Source organism: Trinickia mobilis (assembly GCF_017315705.1).
Classification (GTDB): Bacteria; Pseudomonadota; Gammaproteobacteria; order Burkholderiales; family Burkholderiaceae; genus Trinickia_A; species Trinickia_A mobilis.
In genome coordinates this window covers 38,333-59,596 of sequence record NZ_JAFLRF010000036.1, presented here as the reverse complement: position 1 = coordinate 59,596, position 21,264 = coordinate 38,333, and the positions used below count along the sequence as shown (strand labels likewise).

Here is a 21,264-nt window from a genome sequence, read left to right as displayed (position 1 = left end):
CCATGCTGCGCGACGGCACCTTCTATCAACCGAAATCCGCCCCTAATGCTTGACGAATCACATAGGGGCACCCCCCAACCCCACACCACTTTCGATCGATCATGCGCGTTCCCGTGTTGAAAGCGGTTGTCGTCATCAACCTGATGACAGGCTTGCTCGCCATCGCCGCCTACGGCTACACCCGGCTCGCGGCGCGTTACGGCTCAACGACCGCTCCCGCCATGGCGAACACCGCCGATCAGGCCGACGCCATCCTCGTGCTCAAATCGGAAAAGCGCCTGCAACTGTTGCGCGACGGCGTCGTGCTGCGGGAATACCGCATCTCGCTGGGCGGCAATCCCCACGGCCACAAGCAAAAAGAAGGCGACAAGAAAACCCCCGAAGGACGCTACGTCATCGACTGGCGCAACGCCAACTCCGCCTACCACCTCAGCCTGCACATCTCCTACCCCAGCCCGGACGACATGGCACGGGCCTTGAACGCCGGCGTCCCGCCCGGCGGCAACGTGATGATTCACGGCTTGCCCAACGGCTGGGGCTTCATCGGGAACCTGCAGCGGCGCTGGAACTGGACGAACGGCTGCATCGCCCTCACCGACGACGACATGCGCGAGATCTGGTCGCTCGTGCCCAACAGCACGCCGATCGACATCAAAGGCTGACCGCCGGCGCGTCAGACCGCGCTCGCGCGCCGCACCACCGACTCCAAGTAGTCGCCGATCACCTCCGGCAGCGCCGGATCGCCACAATTGGCGACATTGAAGCGCATCCACGTAGTGGGCGACTGTTGCGGCGAAAACAGGCTTCCCGGTGTCAGCAGGAAGCCCTTTTCGTGCGCCGCGGCAGCAAGCGCGTCGGAATCGACGCCGGTATCGGCCCACAGGAACATGCCCGCGGCCGGCATCGTGAAGAGGCGCAGCCCCGCCTTTTCGAGCATGCGCGCGGTCTTGTCGCGCACACCGTCGAGCCGCACGCGCAGGCGCTCGACATGGCGCCGGTAGTGGCCTTCGGTCAGCACCTTGTACAGCACGCGCTCGTTCAGTTCGGGCGTCGTCATGCCGACCAGCATCTTCTGATCCGTGATCGCCTTCGCCACCTCGGGCCCGCACGCGACGAATCCCACGCGCAGGTTCGCAGACAGCGTCTTCGAGAAGCTGCCCAGATAGATCACGCGCTTCAACTGGTCGAGGCCCGCGAGCCGCGTCGCCGGATGGCCCGGCGGGCAGAGGTCGCCATAGATATCGTCTTCGACGACGATGAAATCGTAGGCTTCGGCGAGCCGCAGGATGCGAAACGCCTGCGCGGCGGTGAGCGACGTGCCCGTCGGGTTCTGCAGCAGCGAGTTGATGACGAGCATCTTCGGGCGCCACATCTCGACCAGGTGCTCGAGCGCATCGAGATCCGGCCCCTCCGGCGTGTACGGCATGCCGACCAACTGCGCCCCTTGCGACGCGAAACGCCCGAACATCTGGAACCACGCCGGATCGCCGACGATCACTGCGTCGCCCGGCTGCACGTAGATGCGCGCGATCAGGTCGATCGCGTGCGTGATGCCCGACACGAGCACGATCTGATCGGGCGCCGCGCCGATCTCGAACTCCTCGAGGCGCGTCTGCAATTGCTGGCGCAGCGGCAGGAAGCCTTGCGCGGTGCCGAAGCCGAGCATCTGCGCGCCGCTTTGCCGTCCGAGCGCGCGCAGCGCGCCGGTGATCAGCTCGCCGTCGAGCCAGCGGCTCGGCAAGTAGCCGAGGCCCGGCCCTTTCTCCGGGCTCGTCGACGTCTGCAGCATGTTGCGCAATAGCCAGACGACGTCGATCGTGTTGTGCACCGGCTGGCGTCCGGCCGATGCGCGCCGTTCAGCAGGCACGCCGCCGCACGCTCGCTCGCGCACGTAAAAGCCGGAACCGCGGCGCGAATCGAGGAAGCCCTGCGCGACGAGCCGCTCGTACGCCTCGACGACGGTAAAGCGCGACACGCCCTTCTCGAGCGCGAGCTTGCGGATCGACGGCATGCGCATGCCCGGACGAAACACGCGCTCTTCCATGCGGCGCCGCGCCCACTGCACGAGCTGATCGACGAGCGTGAGCGGCGATGCGTCGTGCGGGGCGGGAATCAGATTCAGCGGGACGGACATGACGGCTCCAACTGTACCGAAAAGTATCGCCCCGATTGTACCGTTACTGTGCTGGTGCGAGCGATTACAGTTTCCAGACAATGCCGTCTGGCAAGCGGAAAGGAGAACAAGGCGTGCGGCAGAACGTGCGCGCCGTCGGGCTCCGCGCGGAGGGGAAGCGGCGCGGGCGGTATGCTATTGGCCCGGTGCGCGCCCTGAGGAACCCTGAGGGACATGAACGCGTACCGGCATTCCGTCCGATTCCTGTCCTAACCGCAATAACTGCAAGCCAGTACGCCATGAACGCCCGAACGCTTTCGCTCGATCACCTCGTAGTCGCCGCCCGCACGCTCGATGAAGGTGCGCAATTCGTCGCCGATACCCTCGGCGCCGAACTGGTCCCCGGCGGCGCGCACCCGCTGATGCGCACGCACAACCGGCTCCTCGATCTGGGGGGCGGCGCCTATCTCGAAGTGATCGCGATCGATCCGGAAGCCGAAGCCGCTGCGGGCGCGGCCTCGGCTTCGAGCAGCGGCGCAGCCACGCCGCCTCGCGCGCGCCTCTTCGCGCTCGACGATCCCGCGACGCACGCGCGGCTGGCCCGCGGCCCGTACCTCGCGCATTGGGTCGTGCGCGTCGAGCGGCCGAAGAGCCTCGTGCGCTGGCAGTCGCAGTATCCCGAGCGGATCGCGCCCGTCGTGCCGATGACGCGCGGTGGCTTCGCCTGGAGCCTGTCGGTGCCGGACGACGGGGCGTTCCCGAGCCGGCAAGGCGCGGGCGACGGCATCGTGCCGACGCTGATCCAGTGGGACACGCCGCTTTATCCCGCGGCCCGTCTGCCGGAAACCGGGCTGAGGCTCAAGTCGCTCACGGGCTGCCATCCGTGCGCGGACGACGTGCAAGCCCAGCTCGACTGGCTCGGCGTGTCGCACCTGATCCGGCTGGAAGCCACGGCAGGCGAGCCCGCGCTCGCCGCCGAAATCGAAATCGGCCTGTCCGGCGAAACCCGCACGCTCAAATAGGCGGTATCAGCGCCGAGCCGTCGTTTAGCGCGGGGTTCGCGGTTATAACAAGCCATCGCAACCGCGCGGCCCGGCAGGACGCGAGCCGCACCACAACATGGAGAGACGAACCGTATGAACACCCCCCACGCCCACCTTCGTTCGCTGCCCCCTCCCCCAATCCCCCAATCCCCCACGGGGACTTCCCACGGGGCGGGGGACTTCCTGCGCCCCGAAGGAAGTGGCCTTGGGCCGCGGGGCGGGGGACGGGAGGCGTCATGAACCCGCGCGAATCCCAAGGCATGCTGCTCGGCCTGATCGGCGTGATGATCTTCAGCCTGACCCTGCCGATGACCCGCATCGTCGTGCACGAATGGAGCCCGCTTCTGAACGGCCTCGGCCGGGCGCTCGCCGCCGCCGTGCCCGCCGCCCTGCTCCTCGCGTACCGGCGCGAAGCCTGGCCGACCTGGCGGCAGGTCAAGAGCCTCGCCGTGGTCGCGCTCGGCGTGATCATCGCGTTTCCCGTCTTCTCCGCGTGGGCGATGAAGAGCGTGCCCGCATCGCATGGCGCCGTCGTCAACGGCCTGCAGCCGCTGTTCGTCGCGCTCTACGCGGCGTGGCTGTCGCACGAGCGGCCGTCGAAGGCGTTCTGGGCCAGCGCCGTTGCCGGCAGCGCGATCGTCGTCGCGTACGCGCTGCAGCAGGGCGGCGGCTCGCTGCAGGCCGGCGACGCGCTGATGCTCGTCGCGGTCGGCATCGGCGCGCTCGGCTACGCCGAAGGCGCGCGCCTCGCGAAGCAGATCGGCGGCTGGCAGGTGATCTGCTGGGCGCTCGTCCTCTCGGCGCCGTTTCTCGTGCTGCCGGTCGGCTGGCTCGCCTGGGCGCAGCACGTGCAGCATCCCGGCCCGGCGTCGCTTTCGACCTGGCTCGCGTTCGGCTACGTGACGATCTTTTCGCAATTCATCGGCTTTTTCGCCTGGTACGCGGGGCTCGCGACGGGCGGCACGGCGCGCGTCGGCCAGGTCCAGCTGCTGCAGATCTTCTTCACCATGGCGTTCTCGGCGCTGTTTTTCGGCGAAACCGTCGCGCCGTCGACCTGGCTTTTCGCCGCCGCCGTGATCGCCACCGTCGTGATCGGCCGCAAGGCCGCGGTTCGCACGGCGCCGCAGCCCGCCCGTGCGGCTTGAACTAGGCGCGCGCATGAAAGGTAGATAGACAACCCGTATCTCAGGCGATAATTCCGCTTCTCAGCCGCCCCACTCACAAAATCTGGAGACTTCATGGACCACAGCGACCTGCCGCAGAACAACTGGCAACTTTCCGAACGCGCACGCAAGCTCACGAGCTCGGCGATCCGCGAAATTCTGAAAGTCACCGAACGGCCTGAAGTCATTTCGTTCGCGGGCGGCCTGCCGTCGCCCGTCACGTTCCCCGCCGAGCGCATGCGCGAAGCGTCGGACCGCATCCTGCGCGATTCGCCCGCCGCCGCGCTCCAATACAGTGCGACCGAAGGCTATCTTCCGCTGCGCGAATGGGTCGCCAAGCGCTACTCGGTCAACGGCGCTTCGATCCGCACCTCGCAAGTGCTGATCACGACCGGCTCGCAACAGGCGCTCGATCTGCTCGGCAAGGTCCTGATCGATCCGGCGAGCCCGGTGCTCGTCGAAACGCCGACCTACCTCGGCGCGCTGCAGTCGTTCTCGATGTACGAGCCGCGCTACGTGCAGGTGCCGACCGACGACCAAGGCCTGATCCCCGCCGGCCTCGCGCCCGCGCTGACGGCCGGCGCGCGCCTGCTGTACGCGCAGCCGAACTTCCAGAACCCGACGGGCCGGCGCCTGCCCATCGAGCGCCGCCGCGCGCTCGCCGCGTTCGCGAAGACGAGCGCGTTCCCGGTCATCGAGGACGACCCCTACGGCGCGCTCGACTATGCGGGCAATCCGCTGCCGACGCTCCTTTCGATGGCGCCGGACCACATCGTCCACCTGGGCTCGTTCTCGAAGGTGCTCGCGCCGGGGCTGCGCGTGGGCTACCTCATCGCGCCCGAGGAACTACACTTCAAACTCGTGCAGGCCAAGCAGGCCACCGATCTCCACACCCCGAGCTTCACGCAGCGCGTCGTGCACGAAGTCGTCAAGGACGGTTTTCTCGACACGCACGTGCCGACCATCCGCGCGCTCTACCGCGACCAGTGCCAGGCGATGCTCGCGGCGCTCGAGCGCTACATGCCCGAAGGCGTGAGCTGGAACCGGCCCGAAGGCGGGATGTTCGTGTGGGTCGATCTGCCGGCCGGCATCGACAGCATGAAGCTGCTCGAAGCCGCGGTCGCGCAGAACGTCGCGTTCGTGCCGGGCGGGCCGTTCTTCGCGAACGAGGCGCAGAGCAACACGCTGCGCCTGTCGTTCGTGACCGTGCCGCCCGCCAAGATCGACGAAGGCGTGGCGCGCCTGGCCGCACTGATTCGCGAGCGCGTCTAAATCCGACCCTGTCTCTACCCTCACCGACCAAAGGACATGTCATGGCTCAAAGAAACGTGTACGACAAGCTGAAGGAACTCAACATCGAACTGCCCGCGGCGGGCGCGCCCGCCGCCGCCTACGTGATGAGCGCGCAAAGCGGCAACACGGTGTATCTGTCCGGCCACATCGCGAAGAAGGACGGCAAGGTGTGGGCCGGCAAGCTTGGCGCGACGATGCAGACCGAAGAAGGCAAACAAGCCGCGCGCTCGATCGCGATCGACCTGCTCGCCACGCTGCACGCGCATACCGGCGACCTGAACCGCGTCAAGCGCATCGTCAAGGTGATGAGCCTCGTGAACTCGACGCTCGAATTCACCGAGCAGCATCTCGTGACGAACGGCGCGTCCGAGCTGATCGCCGACGTGTTCGGCGACGCCGGCAAGCACGCGCGCTCGGCGTTCGGCGTCGCGCAGATTCCGCTTGGCGCATGCGTCGAGATCGAGCTGATCGCCGAAGTCGATTAATCCGCCATCGCCGGGCTTTTGAAGAGCCAGGGTCTGCGCCCGGGCTCACACTACGTCGCCCGCCAGGGCACGATGCTTCAGCGCGACGGCCGCGGCGTGCACGTCGACTATGGCGGCGCCGCCGGCCGCATCTGGATCGGCGGCCAATCCATGACGATTGTCGACGGCACGTTTCTGCCGGGCTGACAGTGCCCGCCGCGGCACCCCGCACGACCAGCCAACACCGAGCGACGTCAAACGAGATTCCGGTGCCGGCTCCGGCATGGGAAAGCCGGCCAGCGCCTAAATGCGCCATCGCGCGTATTTACGGATTGCATTCCGCGCAAGGCTAAAGCACCTTAGATCGATAATTCAAATGACGTCGCGAAAATCCATTGCCTCTCCATTCTTTCAATCTTTGCAAGGACTTGCGTCCGCCGGCCAGGTCAGCGCCACGGCCTGACAGGATTTCATGCCAACAAAAACAAACGTTTACCCGATAAACGGACGCTATCTTAATTTTTAGTCATTCAGTAAGATCGGAATAATCACGTTTCACGGAAAAATAGCGTCCGCGAAACGTATTACTTTTTGACTCTGCGCGGCAGTCTCGGCAACGATGCTAATCATGCAGTCCAATACGAACCTGGCGCAGTCGACGAATACCGGCCAGACGTCCCGACGCCCATGGACTGGGTCGGCTCGATGAATCTCGCCCGGCACTATTCCGCGCGCGACACACGTTTGAAGCGCCACTCCGGCGGCTCGCATCCCCGCGCGCTGCTCGCTATTCCGCTGCTCGGCGTACTGGTGCTGATCCTGTTGTGGACCGTGATCTACGCGCGGCTGTCGGTCGAGAAAGAAACGACTTATCGCGAAGCGATGGCGTCGGCCGCGATCCTGTCGGCGGCGCTCGAGCAGCACACGATCAAGGCCATCCATCAGGTCGACCAGATCACCCGCTTCGTCAAGTACGAGTTCGAGAAAAACCCGAGTCACTTCGATCTCGCGACCACCGTCCGCAAAGGCGTCGTGCAAAGCGACACGCTCGTGCAGGTCTCGCTGATCGACGAGCACGGCACGCTCGTCGCGAACACGGCCGAAGAGAATCCGAAGCGCATCGACCTGTCGGACCGCGAGCACTTCAAGGTTCACGAGCACGAGAACGACGACAGTCTCTATATCAGCAAGCCGGTGCTCGGCCGCGTGTCGCGCCAGTGGACGCTGCAGATGACGCGCCGGCTCAATCACCCCGACGGCTCGTTCGCGGGGGTCGTGGTCGTGTCGGAAGATCCGAACTACTTCACGAGCGACTTCTACAACAACGCGGCGATCGGCAAGTACGGCGTGATCGCGGTGATTTCGGACAACGGCGCGGTGCTCGCGCGCCACACCGGCAGCGTGAAGGACGTGCCGGGCGCGTTTTCGGCGACGGGCGCGTATCCGGTTTCCGAACACGTGTCGGGCACCTACGTCGATCCGATCGACAGCATCACGCGCATCGTGTCGTACCGGCATATCGACGGCTATCCGATGGGCGTGCTCGTCGGCCTGTCGCAAACCGAGGAGTTCGCCGACTACAACCACACGCGCAACGTCTACCTGCTGATGGCGGGCTTCATCTCGCTCGCGATGCTCGGCTTCTTCGCGGTGGCGACCGGCCTGATCGGCAAGCTCCTCGGGCGCGAGCGCGAGATGACGCATCTCGTCGAGTACGACTTGCTGACCGGCCTGCGCAACCGCTACGCGACGCTGCAGTCGCTGCGCCACGACGTGGGGCAGCCCGCAAACGTCGGCCGCCTCGCGCTCCTCTTCATCGATCTCGACAACTTCAAGACGGTGAACGACACGCTCGGCCACAACGCCGGCGACATCGTGCTGCAGATGACCTCGGCGCGCTTGTCCGATGCGGTCGGCGACGCGGGCACGCTCTCGCGCATCGGCGGCGACGAGTTCGTCGTCGTGCTGAAGGGCTCCGACGTCGAGCGGCACGCGGTGGACCTCGCGGAAAGAGTGAGCGCCTCGTTCGAGCGTCCGTTCGACGTGCGCGGCACGTCGTTCGTGCTGCACGCGAGCATCGGCATCGCGCTCTATTCGGTCGCGAACGAAAGCGAAATCGACCTCTTGAAGAAGGCCGATCTCGCGATGTACAGCGCGAAGGACGCCGGCAAGAACTGCTACCAGTTCTACTCGCCGCATCTGTCGCATCGCGCGGACCATCTCATGAAGTGGGAGCAGCAGTTGCGCGTCGCGCTCGCCGAGGAGCAGCTCTTTCTCGTCTATCAGCCGATGGTCGATCTCTCGCGCCGCTGCATCACGGGCTTCGAAGCGCTCGCGCGCTGGAACCATCCGCAGCACGGCATCATCTCCGCGAACGAGTTCATCCCGATCGCCGAATCGACCGGTCTGATCGTGCCGATAGGCGACTTCGTCGTGCACAGCGCGTGCCGCCAGCTCGCTGCCTGGCAGAACGACGGCTACGATTCGCTGTCGATGTCCGTGAACATTTCGGCGGTGCAGTTCTGGCGCGGCGACCTCTATGAGACCGTATCGCGCGCGATCGAGGAAACCGGCATTCCCGCGCACCGGCTCGAGCTCGAAATCACCGAGACGGCGATGATGGAGTATCCCGAGCTCGTGTCGGAAAAGATCATTGCGTTGAAGCGCCTCGGCGTGCGCGTCGCGCTCGACGATTTCGGCACGGGCTACTCGTCGCTGTCCTACCTGAACCGCTTTTCGGTCGATACGCTCAAGGTCGACCGCTCGTTCGTGCAGGCGATTCCCGGCGACCGCAGCGTGTGCGTGATGGTGTCGGCGATCGTCAATCTGGCCCGCTCGCTCGGGCTCAAGGTGGTCGTCGAAGGCACCGAGACAGAAGAGCAGATCGCGTGGCTCTCGGCGCTCGGACGCATCGAGGCGCAAGGGTTCCTGTTCTCGCGTCCGGTGCCGGCCGACGGCATCGGGGCGCTGCTCGAACGCTTCGGCGTGTGCAGCGCGCGCGAAGTGCACGGCGCACAGGTTCACGGCCAGAGCCGGGGCCAGACGAGCACCAGCGGCTTGTCCGCGTAGGGCCCGGCATGACCGATTGGCGCGCGCCGTCCCGCCATGCCGGCTTGCCCCACGCGTCGAGCTTCGTCATCCGTTCGAAGACCGATAGCGACGCCGCCCCGCCAGCCGAACCCGAACGCTCCACCTCCCGCGACATGCCCGAGCCGCGCGAGCCGGAACCGCTCTGGACGCTGTTTTGGGTCATGTTCGGCTTGTCGTCGCTGTCGTGGGGCGGCCTCGCGCTGATGGCGCAGCTCGAACACCATTACGTCGAACGCGAGCGGCGCTTCACGCGGCTCGCGTTTTCCGACTGGATCGCGCTCGCGTGGATGGTGCCGGGGCCGGTCGGCTGCAACGTCGCCGTGCAGACCGGCCATGCGCTGCGCGGACGCGCAGGCGCCTGGGTATCGGGCGCGGCCAGCGTGCTCCCCTTCTTCGCGCTGATGACGGTGTTCGCGAGCTTCTATCACACGCGGCTCGTGCGCGCGATGGCCTCGCAGATGCTGCTCAATCATTTCAGCGTGGTGCTGGCGGCGCTGATCGGCGTCACCTGGTGCAAGCAGGCGCGCACGATCGTGCGCGGGCGGCTCGGCTGGACGGTCGCGGCGCTCGCCTGCATCGCGCTCGCCTTCGCGCACAGCGCGGCCACCTATGTCGTGCTGCTCACCAGCGCGTTCGCGGCAGGCTGGTTCGCGAGCCCGGCGCGCGACGGGCGTCTCGAAATCACGCTGCGCCGGGGCGATTGGCGATTGCTCTGCGCGCTGCTGGTACTCATCTTGTTGTTTGCCGTGCCGCTGCCGCTGCCGCATCGCTTCGAAACCGCGTTTCTCTGGCCGCGGCTCGCCGGCGCCGGCATGACGCTTTTCGGCGGCGGCTTCTCGGCGCTGCCCGTGTTGAAGACGCTGTTCGTGACACCCGCAGCCGGCGTAACGGACAGCGATTTCACGCTGGCCTTCGCGCTCTCCCCCGTCTCGCCCGGACCGCTTCTGAACGTCGTGCCGTTTCTCGGCTATCTGACCGACGGCTGGCTCGGCGCCGTCGCGGCGACGCTTGCGCTCTTCGTGCCGTCCGGCTGCTTGATCGTGCTCGCGCAGCGGCATCTGAAGCAGCTCGAAACGTACCCGCGCTTCGAGCACGGCATGCGGGCGCTGCGCGCGGCGACCACCGCGTTCCTGGTTGCGGCCGTCGTGCGCATCGCCGTGCGCGTGCCGCTCGAACCCGCCTATCTGCTGACTGCGGCGTTCGCCTGCCTGTGCTTCGGCAAGCTCAAGGTGCCCGTGTATGCCGTGTATGGGACGGTGGCTGTCGCGTGTGCGGTCTGGATCGTGTTCGGGCACGCGTAGCGCCCCGGCCGATACAGACTCAGCCCCCGGCACCCGGCGCCTGCCTCAAACCAAGCCCGACAGCCCCAGCCCAGCCCCTGCCGCGATCAGCCACAACGGATTCCATCGGGTCTTGAGGCCGACCGCGATCGTGACCAGCGTCAATAGAATCGTGCCGATCGAATGATCCGCGCCCTGCGCGCTTTGACGCGCCGACTGCTAATCGCAGAATATATCTTTAACTTGCCGTGCCACTTCACTATCAACCACTTCAATTTCCGGAACGCGAAAACGCATTGCAGCGGTGAGCCGGTGTCTTCCGTCTGCCGTTCGCAGCCGAATAGCGTCCTCCTTGGTAACGAAGACTTTTTCTATGCAAATCGGCTCCAATGGTTCGCCTGAGCGAATCTTGTCCATGTGATATTTAAGCGATCTCTCACGGATGTTTTCGTTCTTCTGAGACTCTTGCCAGTTATCGAACAACGTAGACGTCCGCAATCGCAACGTGATGGGCAAATCGCGGTCTGCTTGCACGTCTAGCGGCGCAGAAAGCGGGCCGCTCATAGAGGAAGATGTGGACACTGTCAGGACGTTGGCAGACGATCCGATCGGCCCCTTCTCACTGCTCCAAGGTGAAGCGACGGTTGATGGCTGTCCACTGTTCAATCGGTCAATCTTCATGGCGTTTTCTCTCGACACTTCCCGGTTTATCTCACGTCCTTTCACCATAGGGCGATACGCGCCGATCGACCTGGCACGCATCGCCCCGCCCCCTACTCCCCCTTCACCTCGATCCGGACATCGACACGCCGATTCGGCGCGAGGCACGCAATCAGCGCGGCGCGGTTCTTCTGTGCGCAGTCGACAACCGGTTCCCGCTTGCCCCTTCCCCGCGTCGCGATCGGCACGTTCACACCCTGCTCCAGCAAATACGCCTTGACCCTCTGGGCGCGGCGCGCCGACAGCGCGTCGTTGTCCGCGTCGCGACCGATGCGGTCGGTATGCCCGTCGATGTCGATCCGAATCACGCTAGCCTGCTCATCCCGCAGCGCGGTAACTAGCTGCGCCAGCTCGCGCATGCCGGCACTCGACGCCTTGAGCAAATCGGCCGAGCCGAACCGGAACAGCCCATCGGTCTTGAATCGCAGATGCTTCGGCACGCCTGCCGGCGCAGGGCTTGCGGCAACCGGCGCGGCTACGGGCGCAGCCTGCGCCCTGCACGCATCCAACTCGCCTGACGCCCGCTGCAGCCCCGTTTCGACACCGTCGACGCGCGCCTTCGCCGCGATGAAATCGCGCGTCCACGCCTCGTAGCCCGCGTGGATCAACGCCACCTCCGAACACGCAAGCGTCGCCTGCGCCGGCAAGCAGTGAAGAAACGCAGGATCGCGCTGCAGGTTGCGAACGCTCGCCCAAAGATCGGGGCGCACCTCCACCGACGTGCGCAATTGCGCATTGCGCACATCCGGCATGTTGCCCTTTTGCATCGAGTCCACGATGCGGTTCGCCTCGCCCAGCGCTTCGGGCACGAATCCCCACTGGCTGCGCTGGTCGCGTTCCGTTGTGACCGCGTCGATCCAGCATTGCGCCTTCGCGGAAAAATAACCTCGCTCCGGATGCGCCGCCTTTAGCGCGTCCAGCCGGCCCTGTGCGTCGGCAATCGCGTCGTCGCCGAGCGGCTCGCCGTACTTGTCCAGCCACGCCTGCGTCGGCGCGCCGGCCGCCGTGTCCTGGGTCGCGCCGAACCCGGTCTTCAAGACCGTCCTGTCCTGGATGGCGAGCGTGTCCCGAGCCGCGTGGTCCGCGCACGCCGACACCGCGATCGCGCACGAGAGAGAAATAAGCGTTCGTTTAGTCATCGTGTCGAATAAGAAGGGAAGGCCCGGCGGCGGCTGCCGCCGGGCAATGCTTGACCCGCCGGGCGAGCGCTCAGCCGCCGAACACCATCCCGACCCCGGCGCGCACGATCACGCTGCCGCCGCCGCCATAGGACGCACCCGCGTTCCAGTTGAACGTGCCCTTCCCATTCCAGCTCGACACGCCGACAGCAAGCGCCTGTTCGCCGCGATAACTGGCGACCCCGGCATTGAGGCTCGTGCGGCCCGGCAGATACGGCGCCGTGCTTTGCAACGCGGCAGCGGCGGCGATGCCCCGGCGGGTCGACTTGTCGAGTTCGCTGATGCTCCGGTTGACCGCGTTGAAACCCTGTTGCGTCTCCTTGCCCAGCGCGTTGAGCTGCCCGACGTTGACGGCATCCGTGTCGCGCGTACCTGCCGCGAGGTTGGTGATCTGCCGCTCCTTGCCTGCCGAGCCGACCGATACCACGTTCGACGCATCGGCGATCGAGCCCTTGCCGAGCGCAACCGAATTCGAACCGCTCGCGAGCGCCCCGTCGCCGATTGCGACCGCGCCAGTGCCCGCCGTGACGGACGCGGGAGTGCCTGGTCCAACGACATCGGCGGCGAAGGTTCCAGCGGCGACGTTGCCGCCATTGCCCCCATTGCCGCCGTTACCCCCATTGCCGCCCCCGCCGGAATTGCCGGTCTGACTTTCCACTTGGGTCACGCGGCCATCGATCGACGAGATCTGGCCCTGCAGGTTGTCGCGGACCGACGCGAGCATCCCGGCGTTCGCGGCATCCTTGCTGCCGATCACGATCGGCGCGTCGGCCAGGTTCGTGAGCAGCACCGGCGCATGGGCAATACCGCCGAGCGTCACCCGGTTCTTGTCGACGCCGTCGTACAGGATCGCCAGATCCTTGAAGTTGCCGCCGACCACCGCCTCGACCTGCTTCTGCACCACGTCGAGCTGGCCCGCGTTGACCGCCTGGTTCGCCGACTTGCCGTCCGCCACGCCGCCCAGCACCACCGGCTTGCCCTCCGTGGACGCCAGCGTCGCACTCGTCCTCGCGGCGTTGTCGTACGTCACCGCCGCGACCGTCTGGTAGCCGCCGCCCGGGTTGTTCGGATCGTTCGGCTTGAGCAGCCCGGTCGCCTTCAACTGCTGCATGTTGACCGCGTCCCGATCGTCCACGCCGTCCTTCAGGTTGCCCAGCGTGACCGGCGACTTGCCGTCCTTCCCGGTCAGCGTCACCTTGGCCTTGGCCTCGCTGTCGTAGCGAACCGCCAGCGCGTCCGTCCCATCACCTCCGGTTCCGGGCTTGATCGCCGCGACCTTGTCCGACAGCGTCTTCAACTGGTTGTAGTTCACCGCGTCGAGGTCGGTCTCGCCGGCCTTGACGTTGGTCAGCGTGACCGGCGACTTGCCGTCTTTGCCGGCCAGCGTCACCTTGATTTTCGCGTCGCTGTCGTAGTGAACCGCCAGCGCGTCCGTCCCATCGCCTCCGGTTCCGGGCTTGATCGCCGCGACCTTGTCCGACAGCGTCTTCAACTGGTTGTAGTTCACCGCGTCGAGGTCGGTCTCGCCGGCCTTGACGTTGGTCAGCGTGACCGGCTCATGGGCGATGCCGCCGAGCGTCACCCGGCTCTTCGTGCCCGGGTTGTCGTACAGCACCGCGAGATCTTTGGAGTTGCCGCCGACCACCGCCTCGACCTGCTTCTGCACCACGTCGAGCTGCCCCGCATTGACCGCGTCGTACTTGCTCTTGCCGTCCGCGATGTTGTGCAGCCCGACCTGGGATTTGCCGTCCTTCGCGGTGAACGTCACGTCCTTGTAGTCGTCGACCGTCTTGTCGTCGTACGTCACCGCCCTAAGCGTCTTGAGCGCTTGATGTTCGGGAACGTCGGGCGTCGCGGCAACGGTGACTTCCTTGACGATGCCCGCGTCGGCCATCGTGCTGATCGTGCTGCCGGCAAGGCTGCGAAGCTGCCCGAAGCTGGCGGCGTCCGTATCGCCGACGCCCGCCGCGACGTTCGACAGCCGCACCGGCACTGCCGGCTTGTTCTTCGGGTCGTTGGGGTCGCCCGTATCGCCGAAGGTCACGACCTTGCGATCGGGGCCGTCATAGGTGACCGCCCGGTTCGAATACTTGCTGGTCTGCGAGTTGGGGTCGTCGGCCACCAGCACGCCGGCATCGACCAGTTGCTTGATATTGACTGCGTCGGTGTCCGAAATGCCGGCGGCGACGTGGGTCACCCGCCGCTGCAAAGACTGCGACCCGACCGACACCGTGTTGTCGCTGTCGGCGACCGAGTTGGCGCCGAGCGCCACGGCATGGTGCGGGTCCTCGCCCGCGTCTTTCTTCTTCTCGACCCGCGCGCCGCTGCCGATCGCGATACTGTCCAGGCCGCCCACGCTGGCGTTGTTGCCGAGCGCAAGCGCGCCCTGCGCCCGTGCTCGGCTGTTACTGCCGATGGCGACAGCGCTGTCGCTCTCCGCTTTCGCGCCGGCGCCCATCGCCATCGACGCGAGCCCCAACGCCTTGGCGCCTTCGCCCAATGCCGTCGCATAGTCCGCCGACGCCACGGACGACCGCCCCGCCGCCACGGCGCCGGCCCCCGGCGCCGATGCGCCCTTGCCCACGGCCGCCGCACCCACACCGGAAGCGCCGGCGGACGGGCCCATCGCGACGGCATCCGTGCCCGGCGCCTGCGCATTGTCGGTACCGTCGGCAAGACCGTTCGCCTTGAAATAGGCCGCGTTGCCCGTGCCGATGCCGGCGCTGTCGATCGCGTCCTTCATTTGCTTGACGTTGACGGCGTCCGTGTCCCGCTCCCCCGCGCCGACGTTGCGCAAGAGCGAGGTCTTCGTCGCGCCGGGGCCGCCCAGCGTGACTTTCCGTTTGGTTTCGTCGTCGTAGGTGAGGGCAAGCGGGTCATTGCCGCCGTTCGACACAAGCCGGTCGATTCTGTTGTTGACCTCGGAAAGCTGGCTCATGTTGATGGCGTCGGTATCCTTCGAGCCACGCGCAACGTTGGCGATGGTCCGCTCGATCGCTGTCTGTCCATCCTTGGCCGCGCGACCCACCGACACCGTGTTGTCGCGGTCCGCGACCGAGTTCTCGCCGAGCGCAACCGACCCGCGGCCGTTGGCCGCGGCGCGATAGCCGATTGCCACCGCGCCGTCGGTGGATGCGCTCGAATAGGAGCCGAGCGCGGTTCCATGGAACGTCGCATAGGTGTTCGAGCCAAGCGCGATGGCGTCGGACTGCCAGTCGGCGCCGGCGGTCTTGTCTCTATCAGGTCCGGTCGACGCCGCATCGCCGATGGCAACCGACGAATGGCCCGTCGCTTTCGACGCGATGCCCAGTGCGACCGCGCTCGTTCCCGCGACCGTATCCTGCCCCAACGCAACGCCCCCCGTTCCGACGATCGGCTTCGCGCCCGTCAGCGCGCCGGTAGCCGACCCGCCGGTAAAGCCGCCGTTTGCGGCGACATAGCGCAACTGGTTGTCGACCTCTTGGAACGCCGATGCGACATCGCGGTAGCGGTTGTCGTCGATGTTGAAGGCCGGCTTCGTGACGATGCCCGACGAACTCATCGCGGCGCCGCCGCCCACCGTCGTCAAGCCGTTGTTCACAGCGCTGTACACGTCGCTCTCGCTGACGCCTTGCGTGATGTAGTTATTCTCGACATTGGTGTCGCCGCACGAAAACCATCCGAGGAACCCGCAGCCGTTGCCCCAAAAGGCGTTCGCATCGGCCGACACCAGAGCCGCGCCGGTTCCCAGCAGCAGCGAGGCCGCATGATAGACAGGCCTGAGTTTGAATTTCGGCTTGACTTGGCTCCCGACGGCCGGCGATTCCATTGTTTTGCTCTTGAACATTCGACACCCCCTGCTTCCGAATTCATGGATTGATACCTTGCGTGCGCAACCGATTACCGCCTCAAGCGACATTCATTCGTCAGGCCTCCCTATCAATCGTTTCGTCATGTCATGCGTGCCGTAGCCGCGGTACTTCTCCAGCACCCTTCGCACGTAGTCCCTTGTCTCCGGATAGTCCGGAACGCTCATCCGATACCTCAGCACCGCCCCCTCCCCCGCGTTATAAGCAGCCACCGACAGCGCAACGTCGTTTCCAAACCGGTCGAGCAATCGCTTCAAATGCCGCGTGCCCGTCATCAGGTTCTGCACCGGATCGAACGGATCGCGCAGTCCGTACATCCTTCCCGTAGCCGGCATCACTTGCATCAGCCCCTGCGCACCCTTCGGCGACACCGCCAGCGGGTCGAAGCCCGACTCGACATCCGCTATCGCGGCAACCAGCAACGGATCGACCGCGTTCACGTCAGCCGCATGCCGGATCAACGGCGCATACAGCGCCCGTTTGGCCGACGAGGCCGCGCCCGCCGTCGGCAGCGGCAGCCCGACGTATGGCCGCGCACGAGGCTGCCCGCCATCGTCTTGCAGAGGCGCAACACGCCCCGTGATGAACTCGACCGGTGCCCCGGTCCGCGCAGCGGCATCGACGCAGCACACGGCCAGCGCAACGCCGGCGAGCAGCCACTCAACGCGTGACATCGCGCGCCCTAACCCGCCGGAGCGTCCAGCCGAAACGGCGTCTGCATCCGGACCGTGGCCTCCGAGGTCAGCGGAAAGCGCCATTGGCCCGTCGGCTTTGCATGCGCCACGCACCGGTTTTCAGAGCGGCCGTCCAGCAAGCGCACAGCCTGATAAAAAACCTGGTTGATTGCCGGTACAACCATGTCGTAGCAATAAGTGACGCGAATCTTCAGCAAGTTCGCATCCTGGATCGACATGCCCGAGCGCGAACCCGGCCTCGGGTCCCGATACATCAGCGTGTCGTTCGGAATCTCAAGCGTCGTCTTGCCGACGTAGTCATCCCTGCGGGCAAAATCCCTGAATGCATCCTCGGTCGGGTTGACGATCGACACGCTCGTCAACGCGCTGTCGCCGACCTCGATGGCTGCGGCGTCAAGCGCCCGTTGCGCTGCGGCTTGCCCGGTCTTCGTCGCGAACATCGGCGCAAGGCCGCGCGCGAGCCCGTCGCGCAGGCTGGCGTACGCGCCGTGCGCAACCGCGCCCGCGCGCGCCGCGCGCAGCGTCGCGTTGTCCAGCGTCGCTTGCGCGTGGTACAGCAGGCCGGCCTGCACGATGCCCGCCGCGAGCAGGATCAGCACCGGGAACACGACAATGCACTCGACCATCGCCTGCCCGCGCATCCTCATAGCAGCCCCTCGCCCACGAACTTCATCGCGATAGGAAACGCGAGAACGATGAACGTCACCGGAAAAATGAACAGCACGAGCGGGAAGATCAGCTTGACCGGCGCTTCCATCGCCTGCTTCTCCGCGCGCTGGAAACGTTGCGTCAATTGCTGGCGAGCCTGGAAGCGCAGCGTTTGCGCGAGGCCGCTGCCCATGCGTTCGGCCAGCACCACCGCGCTCGCGAATTTGCCGATCTCGCGCATCCGCGTGCGCTCGGCCATCCGCTGCAACGCCTCGGCGCGCGAGATCCCGGAACGCACGTCGCGCAGCACGTGTTCGAATTCGCGTTGCAGCGGTCCAGGCGGCCCTTTCCTGACCGCAGTCTCCAGCGCACCGCTGATGTTCGAGCCGGCCTCGACCGCCATCGTCAACAGGCTCAGGTAGATCGGCAGGTGCTTGAGCAGCAGCCGCTGGTTGCGCTTCGCGATATCCCTCAGCCAGACAAGCGGGTAGAACGCGGCGAGCGCACCGGCGAACAGCAGCGCCGGCAACCAAACCACGTCCAGCAGCAGTCCCGGCACCAGACCCGCGCAGAAGGTCACGAGCGACGAGCTGACGCACAGCGAAACAAACTGGCTTTCGCTCATCATGAACGCCACCTTCGTTTCGTCGAGCCGCCCGCGGACATCGCGCAGCACGACCTTCGGAAAGCTGCGCGAAATATGAAAATCGACGAAGCGCACGAGAGGCCAGAGCGTCGCGACGACAGGCGGCAGCGGGTCGCGAAACGCGCGGTTCTCGCGCGGCACGCCGCGCGCAAGCTTGTGCACGGTGGCGACAAAGAGCGCGGCGACCAGCACGACGCCAACGGCGATGGAGGATGAAATCAGCATGTCCATGATGGGTATCAGACGTCGATTCGCGTGATCTTCCTGATCGACGCGTAGCCCAGGGTTTCCATCACCGCGACGACGCAAAGCGTGCCCCAGCCGATGGGCGAGGTGAACAGCGGCTCCATCGCCTGCGGGTCGATGAATTGCAGGACGACGATCAGGAACAGCGGCAGACAGGTCATCACGATGCCCTGCATCTTTCCCTGTGACGTGAGCGCTAGGATGCGTCCTTCCATCTGGCGCTTCTCCTGCATGATGTTCGCCGCCGCCTCGAGCGATTCGGCCAGGTTGCCGCCGACTTCGCGGGCAATCGAAATGCCGGCCGAGACCATCGCGAAATCCTGCGACGGCACGCGCTCCGCCATGTTCTTCAGCGCGTCGTCGAGATCGACGCCAAGCCGCAGTTCGCGCATCAGCATGTCGAGTTCCTGCGAGAGCGGCGCGGGCGTGTCGTCGATCACGCCCGCGAGCGCCACGGGAAAACTCACGCCCGCGCGCAACGCGCCGGACATCATCAACAGCGCATCGGGCAAGCATTCATCGATCTTCTTCAAGCGTTCCCGGTCGCGCCGGTTCTTCAGCTGCCGCGGCAAGACGAGCGCGAGAGGCAGCGCAAACAGCGCAACGTTGAAACTGCCCGACACGAAATAAGCCGCAAGGACCGCGCCGGCGGTGACGAGCAGCACTTGCGCGTGCAAGCCGGCGGTGTCCGCCACACGACGCGCGCGCGGCTTGGCTTGGCTCGCACGCCGGCGCGAGCGTGCGAGGCGGATGCCCGCGGCGCCGGCGCCGCACAGCGCGACGAAGGCAGCACCGGCGACGACGAGCGGGCTCACCGCGCGCCGCCCACCCGGTCGCGAACGCTTCCGGAGAAAATCGAAATGTCGACCGGGATGCCGCGCCGCGACAGGCCCTGGTACAGATCGGGAATGTGTGACGTCGGCGCAAAGTGGCCGTTGATCTTGCCGTGCGCGCCGTAGCCGTTTTCGCGGAACAGGAAGATGTCCTGCAACTGCACCGTGCCGCTCTCGATGCCGGAGATTTCGGTGATGTGCGTGATGCGGCGCGAGCCGCACGCGAAGCGCGTCTGCTGGACGATGAGATTCACCGCCGAGCAGATCTGGTCGCGGATCGCCTGCAGCGGCAGCTCGAGCCCGGCCATCATCGTCATCACCTCGAGCCGCGCGAGACAGTCGCGCGGCGTGTTCGCGTGCGCGGTCGTGAGCGAGCCGTCGTGGCCGGTGTTCATCGCCTGCAGCATGTCGAGCGCCTCGCCGCCGCGGCATTCGCCGACGACGATCCGGTCCGGCCGCATCCGCAGGCAGTTCTTCACCAGCTCGCGGATCGGCACGGCGCCTTTGCCTTCCATGTTCGCGGGACGCGCTTCGAGCGACACGAGATTCGGCTGCGCGAGCTGCAGCTCGGCCGCGTCCTCGACGGTGACGATGCGCTCGCTGGCGGGGATGAAGCTCGACAGCACGTTGAGCAGCGTGGTTTTCCCCGAGCCTGTTCCGCCTGAAATGACGATGTTCGCGCGCTGCTCGACCGCCACGCGCAGGAATTCGAGCATCTCGGCCGACAGCGTGCCGAAGTCGACCAGGTCCTCGCCGGTGAGCTTTTTCGCGCTGAACTTGCGGATCGTGAGGCTCGCGCCTTTCAGCGACAGCGGCGCAATCACCGCATTCACGCGCGAACCGTCCTTGAGCCGCGCATCGACCATCGGCGAGCTTTCGTCGATGCGACGGCCGAGCGGCGCGACGATGCGCTCGATCGTGCCGACCACCGCCCGGTCGTCGGTGAAGATCACGGGCGCGCGCTGGATCCGGCCCGCCCGCTCGACGAAGATTTCGTCGTAGCGGTTGACCATGATTTCGCTGACGGTGTCGTCGGCAAGCAGCGCCTCCAGCGGGCCGAGGCCGATTGCTTCGTCGAACACGCTCTTCTTGAGCAACGCGCGCGGCATCACGTCCGTGTTGAAGCGAGGATCGGCATCGAGGATTTCGTCGAGCATCTCGCCGACGGTCAGCCGCAATTCAGCGTCGTCCATGCGGCTGACGTTCAGGCGGCGCATGTCGATCGCCGCGACCAATTGCTGATGCGCCGCCTTGCGGATCTCGATGCCGAGCCGGCTGTTGATTGCGCTGTCCGCTTGCGTCGATGGAGCCGGCTCGACATGCACCCGCGCCTGACGCGCGGCCGCAGGCGAACGCAGCGGCGCGGCAGCGCTCGCCGATACGCCGGCCAGCGCGTGCGCGGCCGGCAGCACATGAACGTTGCCCTCTCGCAGCGCGGGCACGTCCGCCGCCGGCTGGGCCCCGAGCATTGCGGGCGGCGCGTAGTCGTCGATCGTCAGCACGAATCCCGCGATCTCGATCGTGTCGCCCGCGAGCAGCGGCCCATAGGCATTCACCGCGTTGCCGTTCACCAGCGTGGCGGCAAAGCCGCCGCGATCGTTCAGGTAATAGCGGCCGGCGCGGTTCTCGATCGTCGCGTGCAGCTTGCCGACCAGCATGCCCGTCAGGACGATCGAACAGGCCGGGCCGCGGCCGATCGTGCAGTCGCCGCCGATCTCGACGATCTGCGCGCTGCCGTCGCGTTGATGGATGGAAATCTTCAGCATGGCGTCACCTTATTTTTGACCGGACGGCGCGGTATCGATCTCGCGGAACTGGTCAGCCAGCGTGCCCAGCCAGCGCGCGTCGGTTTCCGGCAACGTGTCGGCGTCGACCTGCGCCGCTTGCCGCGTCGCCTTCGCGATCGCCCGCGGGGCGGGTTGGGCCGGCGCAGGCACCGCGGCGGGTGCGGGCGCACGTACCTCGGCCTGCTGCGCCGTCGGCGCGGGCATCGCGGCAGCCGGC

16 protein-coding genes and 1 pseudogene are annotated in these 21,264 nt (G+C 66.2%); 7 read left to right on the top strand and 10 right to left on the bottom strand.

The genetic code is table 11. The features are described 5' to 3' along the window. The first annotated feature begins 101 nt into the window (after positions 1-101). Positions 102-662, top strand: a complete 561-nt coding sequence (locus J3489_RS30045; RefSeq protein WP_207004462.1) for a L,D-transpeptidase family protein — start codon at positions 102-104, stop codon at positions 660-662. Positions 663-673: 11 nt separating this feature from the next. Here J3489_RS30045 and J3489_RS30040 read toward each other — a convergent pair whose 3' ends face one another. Beyond that, on the bottom strand, positions 674-2,134 hold the full coding sequence (locus J3489_RS30040) for an aminotransferase-like domain-containing protein (RefSeq protein ID WP_207004461.1): 1,461 nt from the start codon (positions 2,132-2,134) through the stop codon (positions 674-676). A gap of 278 nt (positions 2,135-2,412) precedes the next feature. Between J3489_RS30040 and J3489_RS30035 the strand changes: the two genes are divergently transcribed. The 6 genes from J3489_RS30035 to J3489_RS30010 all read left to right on the top strand — a co-directional run bounded on the left by J3489_RS30035 (position 2,413) and on the right by J3489_RS30010 (position 10,467). Then, on the top strand, positions 2,413-3,135 hold the full coding sequence (locus J3489_RS30035) for a VOC family protein (protein WP_207004460.1): 723 nt from the start codon (positions 2,413-2,415) through the stop codon (positions 3,133-3,135). A 257-nt stretch (positions 3,136-3,392) separates the two neighbouring features. Continuing rightward, complete coding sequence (locus tag J3489_RS30030; RefSeq protein WP_207004459.1) at positions 3,393-4,301, top strand: DMT family transporter; 909 nt, start codon at positions 3,393-3,395, stop codon at positions 4,299-4,301. A gap of 93 nt (positions 4,302-4,394) precedes the next feature. Further along, a complete protein-coding gene (locus J3489_RS30025; protein WP_207004458.1) occupies positions 4,395-5,591 on the top strand; it encodes an aminotransferase-like domain-containing protein in 1,197 nt (398 codons plus the stop codon). A 41-nt stretch (positions 5,592-5,632) separates the two neighbouring features. Next, positions 5,633-6,097 carry a RidA family protein gene (locus tag J3489_RS30020; protein ID WP_207004457.1) on the top strand — a complete coding sequence of 155 codons (465 nt, stop codon included), beginning with the start codon at positions 5,633-5,635 and terminating at the stop codon, positions 6,095-6,097. A gap of 684 nt (positions 6,098-6,781) precedes the next feature. Continuing rightward, positions 6,782-9,145 (top strand): bifunctional diguanylate cyclase/phosphodiesterase, encoded by a 2,364-nt coding sequence (locus tag J3489_RS30015; RefSeq protein WP_207004467.1) that lies wholly within the window; start codon positions 6,782-6,784, stop codon positions 9,143-9,145. A 134-nt stretch (positions 9,146-9,279) separates the two neighbouring features. Next, positions 9,280-10,467: a chromate transporter gene (locus tag J3489_RS30010; protein ID WP_207004466.1), complete on the top strand. Its 1,188-nt coding sequence runs from the start codon at positions 9,280-9,282 to the stop codon at positions 10,465-10,467. A gap of 198 nt (positions 10,468-10,665) precedes the next feature. Here the strand turns inward: J3489_RS30010 and J3489_RS30005 are convergent, their stop codons facing one another. The 9 genes and pseudogenes from J3489_RS30005 to J3489_RS29965 all read right to left on the bottom strand — a co-directional run. After that, positions 10,666-11,127 (bottom strand): hypothetical protein, encoded by a 462-nt coding sequence (locus tag J3489_RS30005; protein ID WP_207004456.1) that lies wholly within the window; start codon positions 11,125-11,127, stop codon positions 10,666-10,668. Positions 11,128-11,219: 92 nt separating this feature from the next. Next, positions 11,220-12,305 (bottom strand): OmpA family protein, encoded by a 1,086-nt coding sequence (locus J3489_RS30000; RefSeq protein WP_207004455.1) that lies wholly within the window; start codon positions 12,303-12,305, stop codon positions 11,220-11,222. 70 nt (positions 12,306-12,375) lie between these two features. Continuing rightward, positions 12,376-16,152 (bottom strand): YadA family autotransporter adhesin, encoded by a 3,777-nt coding sequence (locus tag J3489_RS29995; protein WP_207004454.1) that lies wholly within the window; start codon positions 16,150-16,152, stop codon positions 12,376-12,378. 90 nt (positions 16,153-16,242) lie between these two features. Next, positions 16,243-16,866: a lytic transglycosylase domain-containing protein gene (locus tag J3489_RS29990; RefSeq protein ID WP_207004453.1), complete on the bottom strand. Its 624-nt coding sequence runs from the start codon at positions 16,864-16,866 to the stop codon at positions 16,243-16,245. An 8-nt stretch (positions 16,867-16,874) separates the two neighbouring features. Then, a complete protein-coding gene (locus J3489_RS29985; RefSeq protein ID WP_242540414.1) occupies positions 16,875-17,534 on the bottom strand; it encodes a TadE family protein in 660 nt (219 codons plus the stop codon). Further along, on the bottom strand, positions 17,531-18,412 hold the full coding sequence (locus tag J3489_RS29980; protein WP_207004452.1) for a type II secretion system F family protein: 882 nt from the start codon (positions 18,410-18,412) through the stop codon (positions 17,531-17,533). The genes J3489_RS29985 and J3489_RS29980 overlap by 4 nt, the downstream gene beginning before the upstream one ends. Positions 18,413-18,420: 8 nt before the next feature. After that, on the bottom strand, positions 18,421-19,242 hold the full coding sequence (locus J3489_RS29975; RefSeq protein WP_207004451.1) for a type II secretion system F family protein: 822 nt from the start codon (positions 19,240-19,242) through the stop codon (positions 18,421-18,423). Then, the gene (locus tag J3489_RS29970; protein WP_207004450.1) at positions 19,239-21,026 is read right to left on the bottom strand and encodes a TadA family conjugal transfer-associated ATPase; all 1,788 of its coding nucleotides are present in this window, start codon (positions 21,024-21,026) and stop codon (positions 19,239-19,241) included. The genes J3489_RS29975 and J3489_RS29970 overlap by 4 nt, the downstream gene beginning before the upstream one ends. A 9-nt stretch (positions 21,027-21,035) precedes the next feature. After that, a pseudogene (locus J3489_RS29965) lies at positions 21,036-21,264 on the bottom strand (hypothetical protein); the annotation flags it as partial.

Bases quoted from the DNA above. Each gene is read 5' to 3' on its own strand.
- J3489_RS29970 (WP_207004450.1), bottom strand. From the start codon at position 21,026: ATGCTGAAGATTTCCATCCATCAACGCGACGGCAGCGCGCAGATCGTC.
- J3489_RS30010 (WP_207004466.1), top strand. From the start codon at position 9,280: ATGCCCGAGCCGCGCGAGCCGGAACCGCTCTGGACGCTGTTTTGGGTC.
- J3489_RS30035 (WP_207004460.1), top strand. From the start codon at position 2,413: ATGAACGCCCGAACGCTTTCGCTCGATCACCTCGTAGTCGCCGCCCGC.
- J3489_RS30025 (WP_207004458.1), top strand. From the start codon at position 4,395: ATGGACCACAGCGACCTGCCGCAGAACAACTGGCAACTTTCCGAACGC.
- J3489_RS30030 (WP_207004459.1), top strand. From the start codon at position 3,393: ATGAACCCGCGCGAATCCCAAGGCATGCTGCTCGGCCTGATCGGCGTG.
- J3489_RS29995 (WP_207004454.1), bottom strand. From the start codon at position 16,152: ATGGAATCGCCGGCCGTCGGGAGCCAAGTCAAGCCGAAATTCAAACTC.
- J3489_RS30040 (WP_207004461.1), bottom strand. From the start codon at position 2,134: ATGTCCGTCCCGCTGAATCTGATTCCCGCCCCGCACGACGCATCGCCG.
- J3489_RS29985 (WP_242540414.1), bottom strand. From the start codon at position 17,534: ATGAGGATGCGCGGGCAGGCGATGGTCGAGTGCATTGTCGTGTTCCCG.
- J3489_RS30015 (WP_207004467.1), top strand. From the start codon at position 6,782: ATGAATCTCGCCCGGCACTATTCCGCGCGCGACACACGTTTGAAGCGC.
- J3489_RS30005 (WP_207004456.1), bottom strand. From the start codon at position 11,127: ATGAAGATTGACCGATTGAACAGTGGACAGCCATCAACCGTCGCTTCA.
- J3489_RS30020 (WP_207004457.1), top strand. From the start codon at position 5,633: ATGGCTCAAAGAAACGTGTACGACAAGCTGAAGGAACTCAACATCGAA.
- J3489_RS30045 (WP_207004462.1), top strand. From the start codon at position 102: ATGCGCGTTCCCGTGTTGAAAGCGGTTGTCGTCATCAACCTGATGACA.
- J3489_RS30000 (WP_207004455.1), bottom strand. From the start codon at position 12,305: ATGACTAAACGAACGCTTATTTCTCTCTCGTGCGCGATCGCGGTGTCG.
- J3489_RS29990 (WP_207004453.1), bottom strand. From the start codon at position 16,866: ATGTCACGCGTTGAGTGGCTGCTCGCCGGCGTTGCGCTGGCCGTGTGC.
- J3489_RS29980 (WP_207004452.1), bottom strand. From the start codon at position 18,412: ATGGACATGCTGATTTCATCCTCCATCGCCGTTGGCGTCGTGCTGGTC.